General features: G+C 73.4%; 17 protein-coding genes. 8 read left to right on the top strand and 9 right to left on the bottom strand.

What is annotated here, in order from left to right; translation table 11 throughout:
* Positions 1-45 precede the first annotated feature (45 nt).
* The 4 genes from ACIA6C_RS23210 to ACIA6C_RS23195 form a co-directional block, all read right to left on the bottom strand.
* Positions 46-1,485: an aldehyde dehydrogenase family protein gene (locus ACIA6C_RS23210; RefSeq protein ID WP_399278527.1), complete on the bottom strand. Its 1,440-nt coding sequence runs from the start codon at positions 1,483-1,485 to the stop codon at positions 46-48.
* 193 nt (positions 1,486-1,678) lie between these two features.
* Positions 1,679-2,878 carry a thiolase family protein gene (locus ACIA6C_RS23205; protein ID WP_399278525.1) on the bottom strand — a complete coding sequence of 400 codons (1,200 nt, stop codon included), beginning with the start codon at positions 2,876-2,878 and terminating at the stop codon, positions 1,679-1,681.
* 186 nt (positions 2,879-3,064) lie between these two features.
* Positions 3,065-4,087, bottom strand: coding sequence for a LacI family DNA-binding transcriptional regulator (locus ACIA6C_RS23200; RefSeq protein ID WP_399278523.1), 1,023 nt, complete (start codon positions 4,085-4,087; stop codon positions 3,065-3,067).
* A gap of 430 nt (positions 4,088-4,517) precedes the next feature.
* The gene (locus ACIA6C_RS23195) at positions 4,518-5,252 is read right to left on the bottom strand and encodes a MerR family transcriptional regulator (RefSeq protein WP_399278521.1); all 735 of its coding nucleotides are present in this window, start codon (positions 5,250-5,252) and stop codon (positions 4,518-4,520) included.
* Between the two features lie 45 nt (positions 5,253-5,297).
* Between ACIA6C_RS23195 and ACIA6C_RS23190 the strand changes: the two genes are divergently transcribed.
* Positions 5,298-5,741, top strand: a complete 444-nt coding sequence (locus ACIA6C_RS23190; RefSeq protein WP_399278710.1) for a DUF6194 family protein — start codon at positions 5,298-5,300, stop codon at positions 5,739-5,741.
* Between the two features lie 25 nt (positions 5,742-5,766).
* Here the strand turns inward: ACIA6C_RS23190 and ACIA6C_RS23185 are convergent, their stop codons facing one another.
* Complete coding sequence (locus ACIA6C_RS23185; RefSeq protein ID WP_399278519.1) at positions 5,767-6,324, bottom strand: PadR family transcriptional regulator; 558 nt, start codon at positions 6,322-6,324, stop codon at positions 5,767-5,769.
* An 83-nt stretch (positions 6,325-6,407) separates the two neighbouring features.
* Here ACIA6C_RS23185 and ACIA6C_RS23180 point away from each other — a divergent pair, with 83 nt between their 5' ends.
* Positions 6,408-6,836, top strand: coding sequence for a nuclear transport factor 2 family protein (locus ACIA6C_RS23180; protein ID WP_399278708.1), 429 nt, complete (start codon positions 6,408-6,410; stop codon positions 6,834-6,836).
* A 33-nt stretch (positions 6,837-6,869) separates the two neighbouring features.
* Entirely contained in the window at positions 6,870-7,334 is a 465-nt protein-coding gene (locus tag ACIA6C_RS23175; RefSeq protein WP_361132237.1) for a type II toxin-antitoxin system PemK/MazF family toxin, read from the top strand.
* A gap of 138 nt (positions 7,335-7,472) precedes the next feature.
* Here ACIA6C_RS23175 and ACIA6C_RS23170 read toward each other — a convergent pair whose 3' ends face one another.
* Complete coding sequence (locus ACIA6C_RS23170) at positions 7,473-8,627, bottom strand: hypothetical protein (protein WP_399278517.1); 1,155 nt, start codon at positions 8,625-8,627, stop codon at positions 7,473-7,475.
* A 199-nt stretch (positions 8,628-8,826) separates the two neighbouring features.
* Positions 8,827-9,693: a TIGR02452 family protein gene (locus ACIA6C_RS23165; protein WP_399278515.1), complete on the bottom strand. Its 867-nt coding sequence runs from the start codon at positions 9,691-9,693 to the stop codon at positions 8,827-8,829.
* A 125-nt stretch (positions 9,694-9,818) separates the two neighbouring features.
* On the opposite strand from ACIA6C_RS23165, the gene egtA reads away from it, so the two are divergent.
* Genes egtA through egtD form a run of 4 tightly spaced genes read left to right on the top strand, consistent with a single transcriptional unit; the run spans position 9,819 to position 14,153 of the window.
* On the top strand, positions 9,819-11,111 hold the full coding sequence (gene egtA / locus ACIA6C_RS23160) for an ergothioneine biosynthesis glutamate--cysteine ligase EgtA (protein WP_399278513.1): 1,293 nt from the start codon (positions 9,819-9,821) through the stop codon (positions 11,109-11,111).
* Positions 11,108-12,424 (top strand): ergothioneine biosynthesis protein EgtB, encoded by a 1,317-nt coding sequence (gene egtB / locus ACIA6C_RS23155; RefSeq protein WP_399278511.1) that lies wholly within the window; start codon positions 11,108-11,110, stop codon positions 12,422-12,424. The genes egtA and egtB overlap by 4 nt, the downstream gene beginning before the upstream one ends.
* Positions 12,424-13,182 (top strand): ergothioneine biosynthesis protein EgtC, encoded by a 759-nt coding sequence (gene egtC, locus ACIA6C_RS23150; protein WP_399278509.1) that lies wholly within the window; start codon positions 12,424-12,426, stop codon positions 13,180-13,182. Before egtB ends, egtC begins: the two co-directional genes overlap by 1 nt.
* Positions 13,179-14,153 (top strand): L-histidine N(alpha)-methyltransferase, encoded by a 975-nt coding sequence (gene egtD, locus ACIA6C_RS23145; protein WP_366080247.1) that lies wholly within the window; start codon positions 13,179-13,181, stop codon positions 14,151-14,153. The genes egtC and egtD overlap by 4 nt, the downstream gene beginning before the upstream one ends.
* Here egtD and ACIA6C_RS23140 read toward each other — a convergent pair.
* Together ACIA6C_RS23140 and ACIA6C_RS23135 are read right to left on the bottom strand one after the other, a co-directional pair.
* Complete coding sequence (locus ACIA6C_RS23140; protein WP_399278507.1) at positions 14,036-14,977, bottom strand: lysophospholipid acyltransferase family protein; 942 nt, start codon at positions 14,975-14,977, stop codon at positions 14,036-14,038. The genes egtD and ACIA6C_RS23140 overlap by 118 nt on opposite strands.
* A complete protein-coding gene (locus ACIA6C_RS23135; protein WP_399278505.1) occupies positions 14,974-15,768 on the bottom strand; it encodes a GNAT family N-acetyltransferase in 795 nt (264 codons plus the stop codon). The genes ACIA6C_RS23140 and ACIA6C_RS23135 overlap by 4 nt, the downstream gene beginning before the upstream one ends.
* 271 nt (positions 15,769-16,039) lie before the next feature.
* Between ACIA6C_RS23135 and ACIA6C_RS23130 the strand changes: the two genes are divergently transcribed.
* Positions 16,040-16,255 carry a dodecin gene (locus ACIA6C_RS23130; RefSeq protein WP_399278503.1) on the top strand — a complete coding sequence of 72 codons (216 nt, stop codon included), beginning with the start codon at positions 16,040-16,042 and terminating at the stop codon, positions 16,253-16,255.
* The last annotated feature ends 10 nt before the right edge of the window (positions 16,256-16,265 follow it).

The following is a 16,265-nucleotide window of genomic DNA, read 5'->3' as shown; positions in this document are numbered from 1 at the left end:
GAACGAACGATGGGCCCTGGGCATTCCGGAACACGGTGGCGTTCCCTAGAACGGATGAGCGGGCGGGGTCGTGCGGACCGTGGTCCAGCGGAGTTCGGTGAAGGCCTTTAGGTTCGCTTCGCCGCCGAAGCGGGCTCCCGTGCCCGACGCGCCGACGCCTCCGAAGGGGGCCACGGCCTCGTCGTTGACGGTCTGGTCGTTCACGTGTGCGATGCCGGTCGGGATGCGGGCCGCCAGGTCGAGACCGTGCATCGCGTCGCGCGTGACGATGCCGAGGGAGAGGCCGTACGGGCCCGCCGAGGCCAGCGCGACCGCCTCGTCCTCCGTCGCGAAGGACCGTACGGGCGCCACGGGGCCGAAGACCTCCTCCGTGTAGGCCGGGCAGTCGTCGGACACGCCCGCCAGCACCGTCGGCCGGTAGAACAGGTCCCGGTGGGTGCCGCCCACAACCAGCTTGGCACCCTGTTCGGCGCTCGCCTCGACCAGGGCGTGGACCCGCTCCACCTGGTCCCGGTCGATCAGCGGCCCCAGGTGCACCCGCTCGCGGTACGGATCACCCACCGCCAGCGCCTCCGCACGCGCGGCGAGCCGCTCCACGTACTCGTCGTACAGGGAGGCGTGCACCAGGTGGCGCCCGGCGGTCATGCAGATCTGGCCCTGGTGGAAGAAGGAACCCCAGGAGGCCTGCGCGACGGCGGCTTCCACGTCGGCGTCCTCCAGCACGACGAGCGCCGAGTTGCCGCCCAACTCCAGGTGCGCACGGGTCAGATGACGTCCCGCCAGTTCACCGACCTTGCGCCCGGCAGCGGTCGAGCCGGTGAACGACACCACCCGTACGCGGGGATCGGCGACGACCGCCGAGCCCGTCGCGGCTCCGCCGGGCAGTACGTGCAGTACCCCCGCGGGAAGCCCCGCCGCGGCGAACACGGCGGCCAGGGCGATGCCGCCGCAGACGGCGGTGCGCGGGTCGGGCTTGAGCAGGACCGCGTTGCCCAGGGCGAGGGCCGGGGCCACCGAGCGGATCGACAGGATCAGCGGCGCGTTGAACGGGGCGATGACCCCGACCACCCCGGCCGGCACCCGCCGGGTGAAGGAGAGCCGGGGCGCCTCGCTGGGCAGGACCTGCCCGGCCGGACGCGAGGCCAGCGCGGCCGCCTCGTAGCACTCCTGTGCGGCGACGTGCAGCTCGAAGTCCGCCTTGCCGGGTATGGACCCGGATTCCCGCACCAGCCAGTCCCGCAGCTCCTCGGCGTGCTCGGCGAACAGGTCGCCGGCGCGGCGCAGCACGGCCGCCCGCTCCAGGTGGGTGGCCCGGGCCCAGTCGTGCTGCGCGGCCCGGGCCCGTACGGCGGCCTCGGCCACGTCCACGGGACCGGCGAGGTCGAGGGTGGCGAGGGTACGCCCGGTCGCGGGTTCGACGACCGGGGCGGTGCCGCCGGTCAGGGTGGGTCCGTCCTGCCAGAGCGTCGGGTCGAGGAGCGGCATGGCGCGGGGCCTCCGGGTCTGGGTGGGGCGGGGTGCGGCGGCACGCGCCATCGTGCCAGACCCGGGGCGGCACTTCTGTTCAGTTATTGGGCAGTTGAGGCGCTGCTTTGACCGGAAATGATCGACAGGGGTGGGCGGGGTGCGGGGTGCGGGGCAGGGGTGCGGGTTGCGGGGGGGGCGGGGCCCGGCCCGGTCAGCGTTCCAGGACCAGCGCGATGCCCTGCCCGACACCGATGCACAGCGCCGCCATGCCCGTACCGGAGCCGGCCGCCGCGAGCTGGTGGGCGACCGACCCCGCCAGCCGGGCGCCCGAGGCGCCGAGCGGGTGCCCGATCGCGATCGCACCGCCGCGCGGGTTGACCACCGCCGGGTCCAGCTCCGGCCAGGCCGCCAGACAGCCCAACGCCTGCGCCGCGAAAGCCTCGTTGAGCTCCAGCACGGACAGCTCGCCCATCCCCCGGCCGGCCTTGGCGAGCGCCCGCTGGACGGCCTCCACCGGCCCGAGCCCGAACAGCTGCGGCTCGATCCCCGTGACGGCGCTCGCACTGATGCGGGCCAGCGGATCGCGGCCGGTGGCGGCGAGCCCCGCCTCGTCCGTCAGCAGCAGCGCCGCCGCCCCGTCGTTCAGCGGGGAGGAGTTGCCCGCGGTGACCGTGCCGGAGCCGTCCGTACGGAACGCGGGCTTGAGCCGCGCCATCGCCTCGGGCGTGGAACCCTCCCGGATCGACTCGTCCCGTACGAGCTCCGCGCCCGGGTACGGGACGACCTCGGTGTCGTAGAGCCCGTCGGCCCAGGCGGCCGCGGCCTTGCGGTGGCTCTCCAGGGCGAACAGGTCCTGCGCCTCGCGCGTGACGGCGTACTTGTCCGCGACGAGTTCGGCGCCCTCGCCGAGCGAGCCGGTCCACTCCGCGGGCATCCGGGGATTGGTCATCCGCCACCCCAGGGTGGTGGACCACATCTGCTGGTGCCCGGCCGGGAAGGCGCGCTCCGGCTTCTGCACCACCCACGGCGCACGGGACATCGACTCCACCCCGCCCGCGATGGCCACCGAGGCGTCGCCGAGCGCGACGGCGCGGGCGGCCTGGATCACGGCCTCCAGGCCGGACCCGCAGAGCCGGTTGACGGTGACGCCGGGGACGGACACGGGCAGCCCCGCCAGCAGCACCGCCATGCGCGCGACGTCCCGGTTGTCCTCGCCCGCCCCGTTGGCGTCGCCGAAGACGACGTCGTCGATGCGGGCCGGGTCGAGGTCGGGCGTACGGTCCACCAGCGCGCGCACCACGTGGGCGGCCAGGTCGTCCGGGCGGACGCCGGCGAGCGCCCCGCCGAACTTGCCGATCGGGGTGCGGACGGCGTCGACGACGTAGACGTCGCGGACGGTGCGGATGCTCATGGGGTCTCTCCTGGGCGGATCCGTACGGGCGGAGCCGGGCCGGCGCCGGTGTCGGCGCCGGCGTATGGCGCCGGGCACGCCCGGATGGGGCGCGCCCGCAGTCTCCGTCCGCCGATCACCGCCTGTCAACGGCCTGCCTGGGCCGCCGGAGCGGCCTCGGCCAGGGTGGAGCGGCTCGGGCCGGGCTCAGGTGGACTCGCGCCCCACCGCCACGGCCGTCAGCAGGTCGCGCCGCTCGGTGAGGTGGGACGGTTCCCGCACAGCGCGGTCCACGAGGGCGGCCAGGTGCTCCCCGGTGGGCATCGCGATCTGCACCGTACTGAGCCGGGGGCGCAGCAGCCTCCCGATCAGGAGGTCGTCGGCGCCGATGACGGCCACGTCCTCGGGGACGCGCAGACCGGCGTCCTGGAGGGCCCGCATCAGCAGCGCCGCGTAGTCGTCGTTGTACGCGAAGACACCATCCAGCCCCAGTGACGGCCAGCGGGCCGCGAGGGCGGCGGCCGACGCCTCGGTGTAGGCGAGCGGCAACGGCTCCACCTCGGCGGACGCCACCGAACGGGCTCCCGCGAGCCGCGGCCCGGAGAAGAGACCCAGCCCCTCCTCCCGCGGGACCACGACCCCGATCCGCCGCCGGCCCCGCTCGACCAGGTGGGCGGCCGCCCGGGCGCCCACCTCCGCCTGGTCCATGACCAGCGCGTGCGCCCCCGGCACCCGTCCGGGCCCCAGCGTTATCACCGCGCGGGCACCGGCCCGTTTGAGCGTGTCGACGTCGCGCGCGCAGAGGTCGACCTCCCCGAGCGAGATCACCGCGACGGGGCGCAGCTCGGCCCAGGAGCGAGCGGCCTCGTCCCCGGTGAGGCCGAGGCTGCCGTACTGCACGACGGTGTAGTCGAGGCGGCGCAGGGCCCGCTGGAGTTCGTCGAGGAAGGCGCTGTAGAGCGGGCCGACGGGTACCTGGGAGGTGGGCAGCAGCACGATCCGGGTGTGCCCGGCCCGCAGGCTGCGCGCGGCGGCGTGCGGTACGTAACCCAGCTCCTCTGCGGCTTCCCGCACCTTGCGGCGGGTCGGCTCGCTGATGCGTACGGCTTCGGCGTTGTTCAGCACGTACGAGACCGTCGCGCGCGACACCCCGGCGAGGCGGGCGACGTCGGCACTGGTGGGTACGGCGGATGTGGTGTCGGCGGTTTGGGTGTTCGGTGTCTGAGGCATTGCCCTGGAATCTTTGCAGACCGCGTGCGCACGGGGTGTTGGCGGTTGGCCTGAAACAAATCCCGGCCTGGCGTTACATGCTGTGGGTGGGCAGGCCGGTCGGCTGCGGGGCGTTCGCCTGAGCAGTGTTGGGCAGGTGCTTGGGCTTCCCCGGGGACTTGACGCCGCCAAAATCCGGCCTCGCCGGCGTTTGAGGCGCGGGGCCTGGGGCGGAGCCCCAGAAAGCCCCGAGCGCAGCGAGGGGGCCCACCCACCGGGGCCGCCGATCGCTCCGCAGGTTCCCCAGCGGGGCGTCTGGCGCATCGGCCGGGCACGGGCCGCCGGCAGGCGCCGCAGAACGCGCCGCTCTGGGGAGGGCGTTGGGCCGGTGGGCCGGCGGGCGCGCGCCACATGGGGCGGCCCAGCGGCTACGTGGACGGCGGCCCAGCGGCTACGTGGTCGCCGGCGGCCCTTCGGCGGACGTCACGACGGCCGCCAGATCCGCACCGGCCCGCAACAACGCAACGCTCCGCGCAGCGATCCCGTCGAGCCGCCGGCTCAGGATGCGCCGCGTTTCCTCCGGGCCACCGAGCCGGTGCAGGGAGTCCATGACCTCCCGGACGGCCGGAACCCCGTAGCCGGCCCCGCGCAGGGCCGCGACGATCCGGGCCGCCCGGATGGCCGCAAGTCCGTAGCGACGCGCCCGCAGCGACGTCACGCGCTCTGGCGTGACGAGCCCTTCCTCCTCCCAGAACCGGAGGGTCGAGGTGCGCAGGTTCAGGGCGCCGGCCAGCTCGGTGATCGTCATCGCGTCGCCCTCCCGCTCGCTGTCCGCCCCCTCCGCCCCGGTCTCGCCCTCGATCGCACGCAACGCCTGCTGCGCGCGGAGCGCCTCGTCCCGTTCGCGGGCGAGCCGTACGTGTACCGCGCCGATGGCCGCCGCGGCCTCGGCGACGGGCGCCGTCCTCAAATCCTGGAGCAGCCGTCGGGCCTCCACTGCGCCCACCGCCCTCGCGAGCCCGCGGTAGGCCCGCAGCGCCTGCACGTGGAGCGGCGTGTAGGACCGGTAGCCGTTGTCCGACCGGGTGGCGGGGGGAAGGACGCCGAGCCGCTCCAGGTCCCGGACCTGTTGCACCGAGTAGCCCGAATCCCTGGCGACATCGACGGTCCGCAGGCCCTCGCCCATCCCAACCCCACATAAGCACTTGAAGGTGATGCTTGAACCATGAGTATGGAACAGATCATCACGACCGTGCGGGGCTTCGCCGGTGCGCTGGTCGTCGTCCCGGAGCCGGGCGGCGCTTTCCCCGAGGTGGCATGGGGGGACGCGTTCTTCTACCACGCACCCGACGGGCGGATGCCGGTGAACGTCCAGCCGTACGGGACGATCGTCACCAAGGACTACCCTGACGACACGGCCTCCGACCTCGATCCTCCGGGCCGCTGGCGTGTGAACGTCCATGTCGGCCGTGCGGCGTCCCGTGGACTCACCGGGGACGGGCCGTACGACTTCACCGCCGCCGACCGCCTGCTGCCGCACCCCGTGTACGGCGCGCTCGGCTGGATCTGCGTCGTCAACCCCGGTGAGCGCACGACGGGCACGGTGCTACGGCTCCTGCGGGACGCGCATGACGCGGCGGGGGCCCGGTTCATGCGGCGGCGGACGGCGGAGTAGGCGCTCGCGGTAGTGCCCGCAGGGCCTACCGCCCCGCCCGTTCCCTCAGGACCGTCACCGTGCGCTCGTACCAGTCCCGGTTGGCCCGTTCGAAGGACAGGCCGCGCAGGCAGGTCAGGTAGGGGCCGACGCGGTCGCCGCGGAGCAGGAACTCCTCCTCGGCGAGGTCCCCGCGCATCGTGCGCAGGAGGGCTTCGAACAGGTCGATCTTGGCTTCGGCGAAGGTGATGCGTTCGGTGAGCTGGGCCACCAGCGCGTCGGCGTTCACGTGGTCGGCTGCCTGGACCTTCACCAGCAGGTCGTCGCGGATGAAGGAGGGCTTGGTGGCGGCCGCGGCGAAGCGTTCGAGTTCGCCGAGTCCGGCGCGGGTGACCTTGAACAGGCGCTTGTTCGGTCTGGTCTCCTGAACCACCTCGCGGCCGGCGATCAGGCCTTCGTGTTCGAGTTTGGCCAGTTCGGCGTACAGCTGCTGCGGGAGCGCGTGCCAGAAGTTCGCCACGCCCATGTCGAACGCCTTGGCCAGCTGGTATCCGCTCAGCTCCTCGTCGAGCAGGGCCGCCAGGACGGCGTGGCGCAGAGCCATCGGGCCGCCTCCTTCCTCTGGTCAGGGGTGCCGGACTCATGATAGTCAAGAAAATGACTAATCAGATTGAGGAGTGTGCCACGATGACCACCGCCGACCGCTTCCGCTCCGCCGTCGACAGCCGTGACCTGACCGCCATCGGGGAGCTGTTCACCGAGGACGTACGGCTGTACAGCCCGGTGAAGTTCACGCCGTTCGAAGGCAGGCCGATGGTCCTCGGCCTGTTCGGCGTTCTGCTGCGCACCTTCGAGGACTTCCGCTACGTCGGCCGGCTCGACGGCGCCGCCGAAACCGGCGCGGGGCGGGAGGACACCGAGTCGCCCGCCGCAGTGCTGGTCTTCCGGGCCACGGTGAACGGCAGGCAGATCCACGGCATCGACCTGCTGCACCTCGATGCGGACGGGCGCATCGAGGAGATCACGGTGATGGTCCGCCCCCAGTCCGCGGTCATGGCCCTGGGTGAGGCGGTGCTGGCGGGGCTGGTGGCCGACGGGCTGGTCCCGGCGCCGTAGGACGGGCCGCCCGCGGGCAGTAACCTCACCGGCATGACGGCACTTTCGCAGCAGGGCAACAGCCACGTCGAGCAGCCCGGGCGGGGCGGGGAGACGGCCACCACCGAGGCCGATCCGCACGCCATCGGACCCGTGCGGACCTCGTACGCCCCCGACAAGGACGGCGATCCCGACCCCGGGGAGATCGTCTGGACGTGGGTCCCCTTCGAGGAGAACGACGGGCGCGGCAAGGACCGGCCCGTGCTGGTGGTCGCGCGGGAGGCGGGCCGGAACACGTTGCTCGCGGTGCAGCTGTCCAGCAAGCGGCACGACCGGGACCGGGAGTGGGTGCCGATCGGCACTGGCCCGTGGGACGGCGCGGGGCGGGAGTCCTGGGTGGATGTGGACCGGGTGCTGCGGGTGCACGAGTCGGGCATGCGCCGCGAGGCGTGCGCGCTGGACCGGGGACGGTTCCAGCTGGTGGTGAACCGGCTGCGGGAGCGCTACGGCTGGCAGTAGCCGTGCGGCGCGTCTGCCGGCAGGGGCGCCAACCGGCACGGCGGCCCCGCCCGTTGTTCGGGCGGGGCCGCCGGCCGTCCGGCCGCTCAGCAGGTCGGCCGGTCAGCCGGCCGCTCAAGAGGTCGGTCGCTCAGCCCGTCAGCCGATGCACTGCGCGACGTTGCCGGCGCAGTTGGTGGGCAGGTTGTGGATGATCCTGTCGTCCCGGAGCTCCACGAGCCCGTTCACGTCGTTGTTGATGCCGCCACCGCTCTCGGCCGCCCGGTTCTGTACGACGAGGCTGCGGACGAGGTTGACCCGCGCGGCGGGCTGGCCGGACACCCAGTTGTTGATGCCGCCGCCGTTGCGGCCGGCGGAGTTCTTCTCGACCTTGATCCGGTCCAGGAGTGCGGTGCCTTCGTTGTCGATGGCGCCGCCGTCGCGGCCGGCCTTGTTCAGGTCGAAGACGGTCTCGCGGGCCTCCAGCACCGCACGCAAGCCGTTGTAGACGGCGCCGCCGTCGAAGCCGGCCCAGTTCGCGGTGAACTTGCTGTCGTTGAGCGTGGTGTGGGCGGTGGGGCCGGTGTTGCTGATGGCACCGCCGTTGCCGTCATGCGCCTCGTTGTGGGTGAACACGCTGTGGTCCAGTACGCGGAGCGCGCCGACGTTCGCGACGCCGCCGCCGTTGATGCTGGACGTGTTGCCCGCGACGGTCGACTTCTTCAGCGTGACGCTGCCGCTCGTCGTGTTGAAGAGGGCACCGCCGTCGACCGCGATGGCGATGTTGGTCAGGAGCTTGCTGTCGACCACCGTGACGCGGCCACTGTCGTTGTAGATGGCGCCGCCGTTCAACGCGGCCTGGTTTCCGGAGAGGGTGCTGTCCTCCACCAGAAGGGTGCCCTGGTTGTTGATGCCGCCGCCGTTCGTGAGGGCGCGGCCCCCGTTGACGACGAGGCCCTTCAGCGTCAGTTCGCCGGTCGGGGCCACGCTCAGCAGCCGGAAGAAGTTGACCGCCGCCGTGGAGCGGATCAGGCTGGAGTCCATGCCCTTGATGGTGACCCTGCTGGTGATGGGGGGCAGCGCGTTGCCGGCGGTGCCCGTCGTGAAGCGGTAGACGCAGCGGTGGGCGAGGGTGATCGTCGCGCCGTCGGGATTGGCGTTCGCCTGTGTGACGGCGGCGATGAGCCCGGCGACGTCACCGCACCGCACGTTGAGGTTCAGGGGCTGGGCCACGGCCACAGCCGGAGCTGCCGCGACGGCCAGGCCCAGGCTTGCCACCACAGCGGATCCGGCGAGCACGAGACGCTTCTTCATTCGCTTGTGTTCCTCTCAGTACCCAGGTGGGCCCCCGCGCCGTCGTCCTGCGTCCAGCCGTGGTGGAGTGGAGTGGGGAGGGAAGTGAGGGGCGCCGTCATGACGTGACAGGGTTAGCCGATGCGTCCCGGCGTGTCCCCGCACCCGCGTACGGACTCTCCGGAAATTCATACGAATGGTGGCCGCTGCGCCGCTTGCCCTACTCGGATGCCTGCGCGGCCGGTTCCCCTCCCCTGCGGCCGAATCCCGCGAAGGCCTGCTCGAAGGCCTCCCGCGGCCCCGGATCCCGGTCCAGGACGCCGAACACCACCTGCTCGAAGGCGCCGGCGAAGCGCCCGGCGAGCAGCGCCCGGAAGGCCTCGGCGACCTCGTGGGGGTCGTTGCGGAACACCCCGCAGCCCCACGCGCCGAGCACCAGCCGCCGGTAGCGGTGCAGTGCGGCGACCTCCAGCACCCGTTCGGCCCTCCGGGCGAGCACGTCCGGTATCTCGTGCGCGCGATCCGGCTCCTGGCGGCGGATCGTGCCCGCGTTCGGCGCCGGGGAGGTGAGGAATCCGGCCCGGTACGGGATCTCCAGCAGTTCGCCCCGGTCGTCGCGGAAGACGGGCACCCCGGGCGAGTGAATCACCCGGTCGGTGTAGAAGGTGCTGCGGCCGGCGCGGTGCACCTCGTAGTACTCCGGCGCCTCCAGCAAGGTCTCGTAGAGCGCCGAGGCGCGGCACAGCGCCTCCTCCTGGGCCTTGGCCCCCCTGATGTAGCCGCCCCCGGGATTGCGGGCCGAGGCGAAGCACAGGACCGCGACCGGGGGCTCTTCGCCGGGGTCGCCGGCGAGCCTGCGGGCGGCGGCCGTGCTGCTCTCCCCGGTGACCTCCACGACGGTCCGGCCGGGACCGCCCTTCGGCTCATCGCTTGGAATGACCCGGTTTGGTCCATATATCCTGGTTCCTGCCTTGGCCTCCGCCAGGGCGGCGGCCAGGGAGACCTGCCGCCCGGAGCGCGTCCGGTAACCACCGGCCGCCGAAATGATCGCGTTATGGCGCGCGATCTCACGCAATCTGCTGCTCACGCCGCGATCCTGTGGCGCAGGACGCGCTGACGGCAAGGGAATTTGTGCCGGGCCGGCGGGTAGGCACGGGTGACACCCGAGCCGTCGACAGGTGACGGCCGACGACAGGAGATGAGGTTCCGGTCATGCACCAGGACTCGACCGCTCCGCCCTGCCAGCCCCCTCCCGAAGTCCCCCTCTCCGAGGCCGCCGCCGAGGACCTGGTCCACGGCATCTGCTTCAAGACCGGCCCGCCGCGCCTGGTCGGCGCCGAGCTCGAATGGCTGGTGGTGGACGCCGAGCGCCCCTGGATACCGCTGGACGCCGACCGGCTGACCGCGGCGCACGACGCCGCGGGGGCCCTGCCGCTGCGGTCGCGGTTCACCGTCGAGCCCGGCGGCCAGCTGGAGCTCAGCTCCGCCCCCGCCCGCTCCCTCACCGCCTGCGTGGACGGCCTCCAGGCCGACCTGACGGCCGTCCGTGGCGCCCTCGGCGCGCAGGGCCTGGCCCTGCGCGGTCTCGGCCGTGACCCGCGGCGCCCGTACCGCCGCCTCCTCGACAGCCCGCGGTACCGGGCCATGGAGAGCTACTTCGACCGCACCGGCCCCGCCGGGCGGGCCATGATGTGCGCCTCCGCCTCCGTACAGGTCTGCGTGGACGCCGGCCTGGAGGAGCCCGGCCCGCTCGGGCACGGCCGCCGCTGGCGGCTGGCGCACCTGCTGGGCGCGGTGCTGGTGGCGGCGTTCGCCAACTCCCCGGCGTACGAGGGGCCGTACGCCGACTGGCGGTGCGCCCGGCAGGGGATCTGGAGCGACATCGACGCGCGGCGCGCGCTCGCCCCGCCGCTGGACGCGGAGCCGCGCGACGCCTGGACCCGGCACGCGCTGGACACCGAGGTGATGTGCGTACGCTCATCCGGGCCGTCCTGGCAGGCCCCGGACGGGCTGACGTTCCGCGACTGGCTACGCACCGGAGGGCCCCGGCCGCCGACCCGGGCGGATCTGGACTACCACCTGACGACGCTGTTCCCGCCGGTCCGGCCGCGCGGCCACCTGGAGCTGCGGATGATCGACGCCCAGCCCGGTGAGGACGGCTGGCTGGTTCCGGTGGCAGTCACGCACGCGCTGTTCGACGACCCCGAGGCCGCGGAGACCGCCTACCGGGTGGTGAAGGCGCTGGCCGACGCGTACGGGGGCCGGCGCGCACCCCGTAACCGGCTGTGGCGGACCGCCGCCCGGGCGGGGCTGGCAGACCCGGATCTGCGTGCGGCCGCCGTCGCCTGCTTCGCGGCAGCCGCGGAGGCGTTGCCCCGGCTCGGGGTGAACACCCACGTCAGCGACACGGTCGGCGCCTTCGCCGAGCGCTACGTACGGCGCGGCCGCTGCCCGGCCGACGACCAGGACCAGCGGCAGCCCGCCGGGAAGGAAACGCGACCGTGACCACCGAATCCACCCCCACCGGCTCGCGTGAGCGGGCCGCCGCCGCGCTGACCGCCGCCCGGGCCCGTACCGCCGCGCTCACCGATGCCGTGTCCGACGAAGACCTGACGGCGCAGCACTCCCCGCTGATGTCGCCGCTGGTCTGGGACCTCGCGCACATCGGGAACCAGGAGGAGCTGTGGCTGCTGCGCCGGGTGGCCGGGCGTGAGTCCCTGCGGCCCGAGATCGACCCGCTCTACGACGCGTTCCGGCATCCTCGCTCCGAACGCCCGAAGCTGCCGCTGCTGGGGCCCGGGGAGGCCCGCCGGTACGCGGCGGAGGTGCGGGGGCGGGTCTTCGACCTGCTGGATCGCACTGCCTTCGAGGGCACCCCGCTCCTGGACGGCGGGTTCGCCTTCGGCATGATCGCCCAGCACGAACAGCAGCACGACGAGACGATGCTGATCACCCATCAGCTGCGGCGCGGAGCGCCCGTGCTGGCCGCGCCCGACCCCGATCCTCCGCAAGGGCCGCCGCCCGCGACAGCCGAAGTCCTCGTGCCGGGCGGCCCTTTCACGATGGGGACGTCCACGGAGCCGTGGTCCCTCGACAACGAGCGGCCCGCGCACATCCGCGACGTCGCACCGTTCTGGATCGACACGGCGCCGGTCACCAACGCCGCCTACCAGGCGTTCATGGCGGACGGCGGCTACCGGGAGCCCCGCTGGTGGGCCGCCGAGGGCTGGGAGCAGATCCGCGCGCACGGAATCGAGGCCCCGCTGTTCTGGCACCGGGAGGGCGGGATCTGGCTGCGCCGCCGCTTCGGCGTCACCGAGCCCGTCCCGGACGACGAGCCGGTGCTGCACGTCAGCTGGTACGAGGCCGACGCCTACGCCCGCTGGGCGGGCCGCCGGCTGCCCACCGAGGCGGAGTGGGAGAAGGCGGCCCGCCACGACCCCCGCACCGGGCGCTCCGCCCGCTACCCGTGGGGCGACGGCGACCCGACGCCCGCGCACGCCAACCTGGGCCAGCGCCACCTGCGCCCTGCCCCGGCGGGCAGCTACCCGGCCGGCGCTTCCCCGCTCGGGGTGCGCCAGCTGATCGGCGACGTCTGGGAGTGGACCGCCTCGGACTTCCTGCCCTACCCGGGGTTCCGGGCGTTCCCGTACCGCGAGTACTCGGAGGTGTTCTTCGGCCCGGAGCACAAGGTGCTGCGCGGCGGGTCCTTCGCCGTCGACCCGGTGGCCTGCCGGGGCACCTTCCGCAACTGGGACCTGCCGGTCCGCCGGCAGATCTTCGCCGGCTTCCGAACCGCGCGCGGCGGTGGTGTCTGATGTGCCGTCATCTCGCTTATCTCGGCCCATCGGTGTGCCTGGGGCGGCTGCTCAGCGAGCCCGAGTACTCGCTGGTCCGGCAGTCGTACGCACCGCGCCGCCAGCGGTACGGCACGATCAACGCGGACGGCTTCGGCGTCGGCTGGTACGCCGAGGACGATCCGGTCCCGGCCCGCTACCGCCGTTCCGGCCCCGTCTGGGGCGATCTGACCTTCGCCGACCTGGCCCGGGTGGTGCGCAGCACGGCGGCGCTGGCCGCCGTCCGGGACGCCACGCTGGCCGGGGCGGACGGGGAGGCGGCGGCCTCGCCGTTCGCGTCGGGGCCCTGGCTGTTCAGCCACAACGGGGCGATACGCGACTGGCCGGACGCGGCGGGCCCGCTGGCGGCTGCTCTGCCGCCGCACGAGCTGCTCCAGCTGTCCGCGCGTACCGATTCGGCGCTGATATGGGCTCTGGTGCTGCGCCGGCTGCGGGAGGGGGCCGCTCTCGGCGAGGCCCTCGCGGGGCCGGTGCGGGAGCTGGCCGCCGCTTCCCCCGGCTCCCGGCTGAACCTGCTGCTGACGGACGGGAGGGGCATCGCCGCGACCGCGTGGGGCGACTCCCTGTGGTACCTGTCCGATCCGGAGGCCGGGCGCACGGTCGTGGCGTCCGAACCGTACGACGAGGACAGCCGCTGGACCGAGGTGGACGACCGCACGTTGTTGACCGCCACCCCCACCCGGGTCGATCTGACCCCGCTCAAGGAGAGTCTGTCGTGAATGATTTCCAGTTGACCCGGACCCTCGACGAGCACTCCGCGGACACCGCGCTGCGGGCGGACGTGCGCGACGGCCTGACCCGCTCGCCGAAGGAGCTGCCGCCCAAGTGGTTCTACGACGCCCGGGGCAGTGAACTGTTCGAGGAGATCACGCGGTTGCCCGAGTACTATCCGACGCGCGCCGAGCGGGAGATCCTGCTGGGTCGGGCCCGCGAGATCGCGGCGGAGAGCGGCGCGCGCACGCTGGTGGAGCTGGGTTCCGGTTCCTCGGAGAAGACGCGCCACCTGATCGAGGCGATGCCCGCGCTGGAGACGTACATCCCGGTGGACGTCAGCGAGAGCGCGCTGCGGGGTGCGGCGCAGACGCTGCTGGCGGAGCATCCGGGGCTGCGGGTGCACGCCCTGCTGGCGGACTTCACCCAACCGCTGCGCCTGCCGGAGTCGGCCGGTCCGCGGCTGGTGGTGTTCCTGGGCGGCACGGTCGGTAACCTGCGGCCGCCGGAGCGCGCCGCGTTCCTGGCGTCCGTGCGGGCGATGCTGTCGCCGGGTGACGCGCTGCTGATGGGGACGGACCTGGTGAAGGACGAGGCGGTGCTGGTGGCCGCGTACGACGACTCCCAGGGGGTGACGGCCGAGTTCAACAAGAACGTACTGGCGGTGATCGACCGGGAGTTGGGCGCTGATTTCCACACCGCCGACTTCGAGCACGTGGCGGTGTGGAACCGGGAGCAGGAATGGATCGAGATGCGGTTGCGGGCCCGGTCGGAGGTGCTGGTGAAGATCCGGGCACTGGATCTGGTCGTGCCCTTCGAGGAGGGAGAGGAGATCCTGACGGAGATCTCCGCGAAGTTCCGTCAGGAGGGTCTGCGGCGCGAACTGGCCGCGGCGGGGCTTGAGCTGACGCAGTGGTGGACGGACGCGGAGGACCGTTTCGCGGTGTCCCTGTCGGTGGCCGGCGCCCGGGAGGGCTGAGCCGGAACGCCCGGCAGCGTCGGCTGCCCCACCTCGCCGCGTACGGCTTGCTCGGCTGCCGCGGCGAGGTCCCGCCGGTCCGGGTGACGGCCCGGCGGGATCCGCGGCAGCAGCCGCACCTCGGCGCGGATCCCGCGGGCCCGGGCGATCCGCCAGAGCGAGGCGGTCAGCGGGTCGTCCCCGACGAAGGCGGGCGCCGCGGCGAGGCCCCCCTGCGCCCCGAGCCGGTAGGCGAGCCGCACCGGCTGTACGGGTACCCGTGCGTCCAGCGCCGCCTGGAACGCGGCCCGCCGGAAGGGCCCCTGGGCGCGCCCGCACCAGGTCGAGCCTTCGGGGAACACGGTCACGCGGTCTGCGGCGAGCAGGGACCGGGTGACGGCGTCCACGGTGCGGGGCAGGGCCCTGATCCGGTCGCGTTCGATGAACAGGGTTCCGGCGCGGGCGGCGAGGCGGCCGAGTACGGGCCAGGTGCCGATCTCGCTCTTGGCCAGCATCCGGCAGGGCAGGGCGGCGGCGACGAGGGGGATGTCCAGCCAGGAGATGTGGTTGGCGACGATGAGGCGGCCGCCGTCGGGCCCGGGGCTGCCGTGCACGGTGATCCGTACCCCGAGGGCCCCCACCAGTGCGGCCGCCCAGGCCCGGACCAGGGCGTGGCGGGGGCGCTGCGGCAGGAGCCGGACCGGTGGCGCGGCCAGGACCGCGAGCAGCATCAGGGCGGTGGCGCAGACGAGTCTCGCCACCGCGTGCGGGACGCTCGCCACCCGCCCCTCGTGGCCGGCGCAGGCCTCGGGGGTGCAGGGCGCGGTGGGCAGCCAGACGCTCATGCGCCCGGGGCGAGCGAGAGGAAGTGGTTCAGGTAGCGCGGGTTGGTCCGGCGAAGTGACAGCAGCACGTACAGGTCGGCGCAACCGAAACCGGCGTCGAGGGCCGGCTCGCCGCAGACCCAGGCACCCAGGCGCAGGTAGCCGCGCAGCAGCGGGGGCAGTTCGGTGCGGTCGGGGAAGGCGATGCCTTCGGGGTTCCAGGGCAGGTGGGGGGTGACCCGGTATTCCTCGGGGGCCAGGTGGCGGGTCAGCACGTTCGCGCGCGTGGCCGCGGCCAGGACGCCCCCGTCGGCCAGCGGGACGGAGCAGCAGCCGGCGAGCCAGTTGTGGCCGGAGCGGTCCATGTAGCGGGCGAGGCCGGCCCAGATGAGGGCGATGACGGCGCCGTTGCGGTGGTCGGGGTGGACGCAGGAGCGGCCGACTTCGACGAGGTCGGGGCGGATGGGGGCGAGCGCCGTCAGGTCGAATTCGGTCTCGGAGTAGAGGCGGCCGGCGACCGCGGCGCGTTCGGGGGGCAGCAGCCGGTAGGTGCCGACGACCTGCCCGGTGTTCTCGTCCACCACCAGGAGGTGGTCGCAGTAGGCGTCGAAGGCGTCGGCGTCGATCCCCGGCTCGGGTCCGTCCAGCCGGGCGCCGAACTCTCCGGCGAAGACGAGGTGGCGCAGCCGCTGGGCGGCACGCACCTCGTCCTCGTCGCGGGCGAGCCGGACGGCGTAGCGGGGGGCGGTGGCGGGGGAAGCCGGGGATGCGGGGGATGCGAGGGGGGACGGGGACAGGGGGGCGATGGTCATGGCTGCTCCTGATCCGGGCACGAAGGCCAGGCCGGCAGGTCGGCGGCCTGGCTCCTTTACTTCTTCCGTGACCGGCTGGATTCGACATGACCGCTCAGCGGCGGCGGGATGTGCGGACGCTGAACTCGGTGCTCGGAGGGCCGCGGGCGCACCGGGCGGCGCGGCCGGGCTTCGGCGCCTCCTGGCCGGGCCACCGGCGCAAAGTTCGCGGGAGCGGCCTTACTGGGGCAACGTAGTACCAGGCAATAGCGACCACTGTCGGGAGACGCCCATGTCCCACCACACGTACCGGGTGACCGAGATCGTCGGCACCTCCCACGAGGGCATCGACCAGGCCATCCGCAACGGCATCGCACGAGCGGGCGCCAAGCTGCGCAACCTGGACTGGTTCGAGGTCACGCAGATGCGGGGGCACATCGAGAACGGTGAGGTCGCCCACTACCAGGTGGGCTTGAAGGTCGGCTTCCGACTCGACGACGAGGAGTGACGGGGCCTCG

This window comes from Streptomyces sp. NPDC051578 (assembly GCF_044454045.1).
GTDB lineage: Bacteria > Actinomycetota > Actinomycetes > Streptomycetales > Streptomycetaceae > Streptomyces.
The sequence above is the reverse complement of the archived record's forward strand: the minus strand, read 5'-3'. Positions and strand labels throughout refer to the sequence as shown.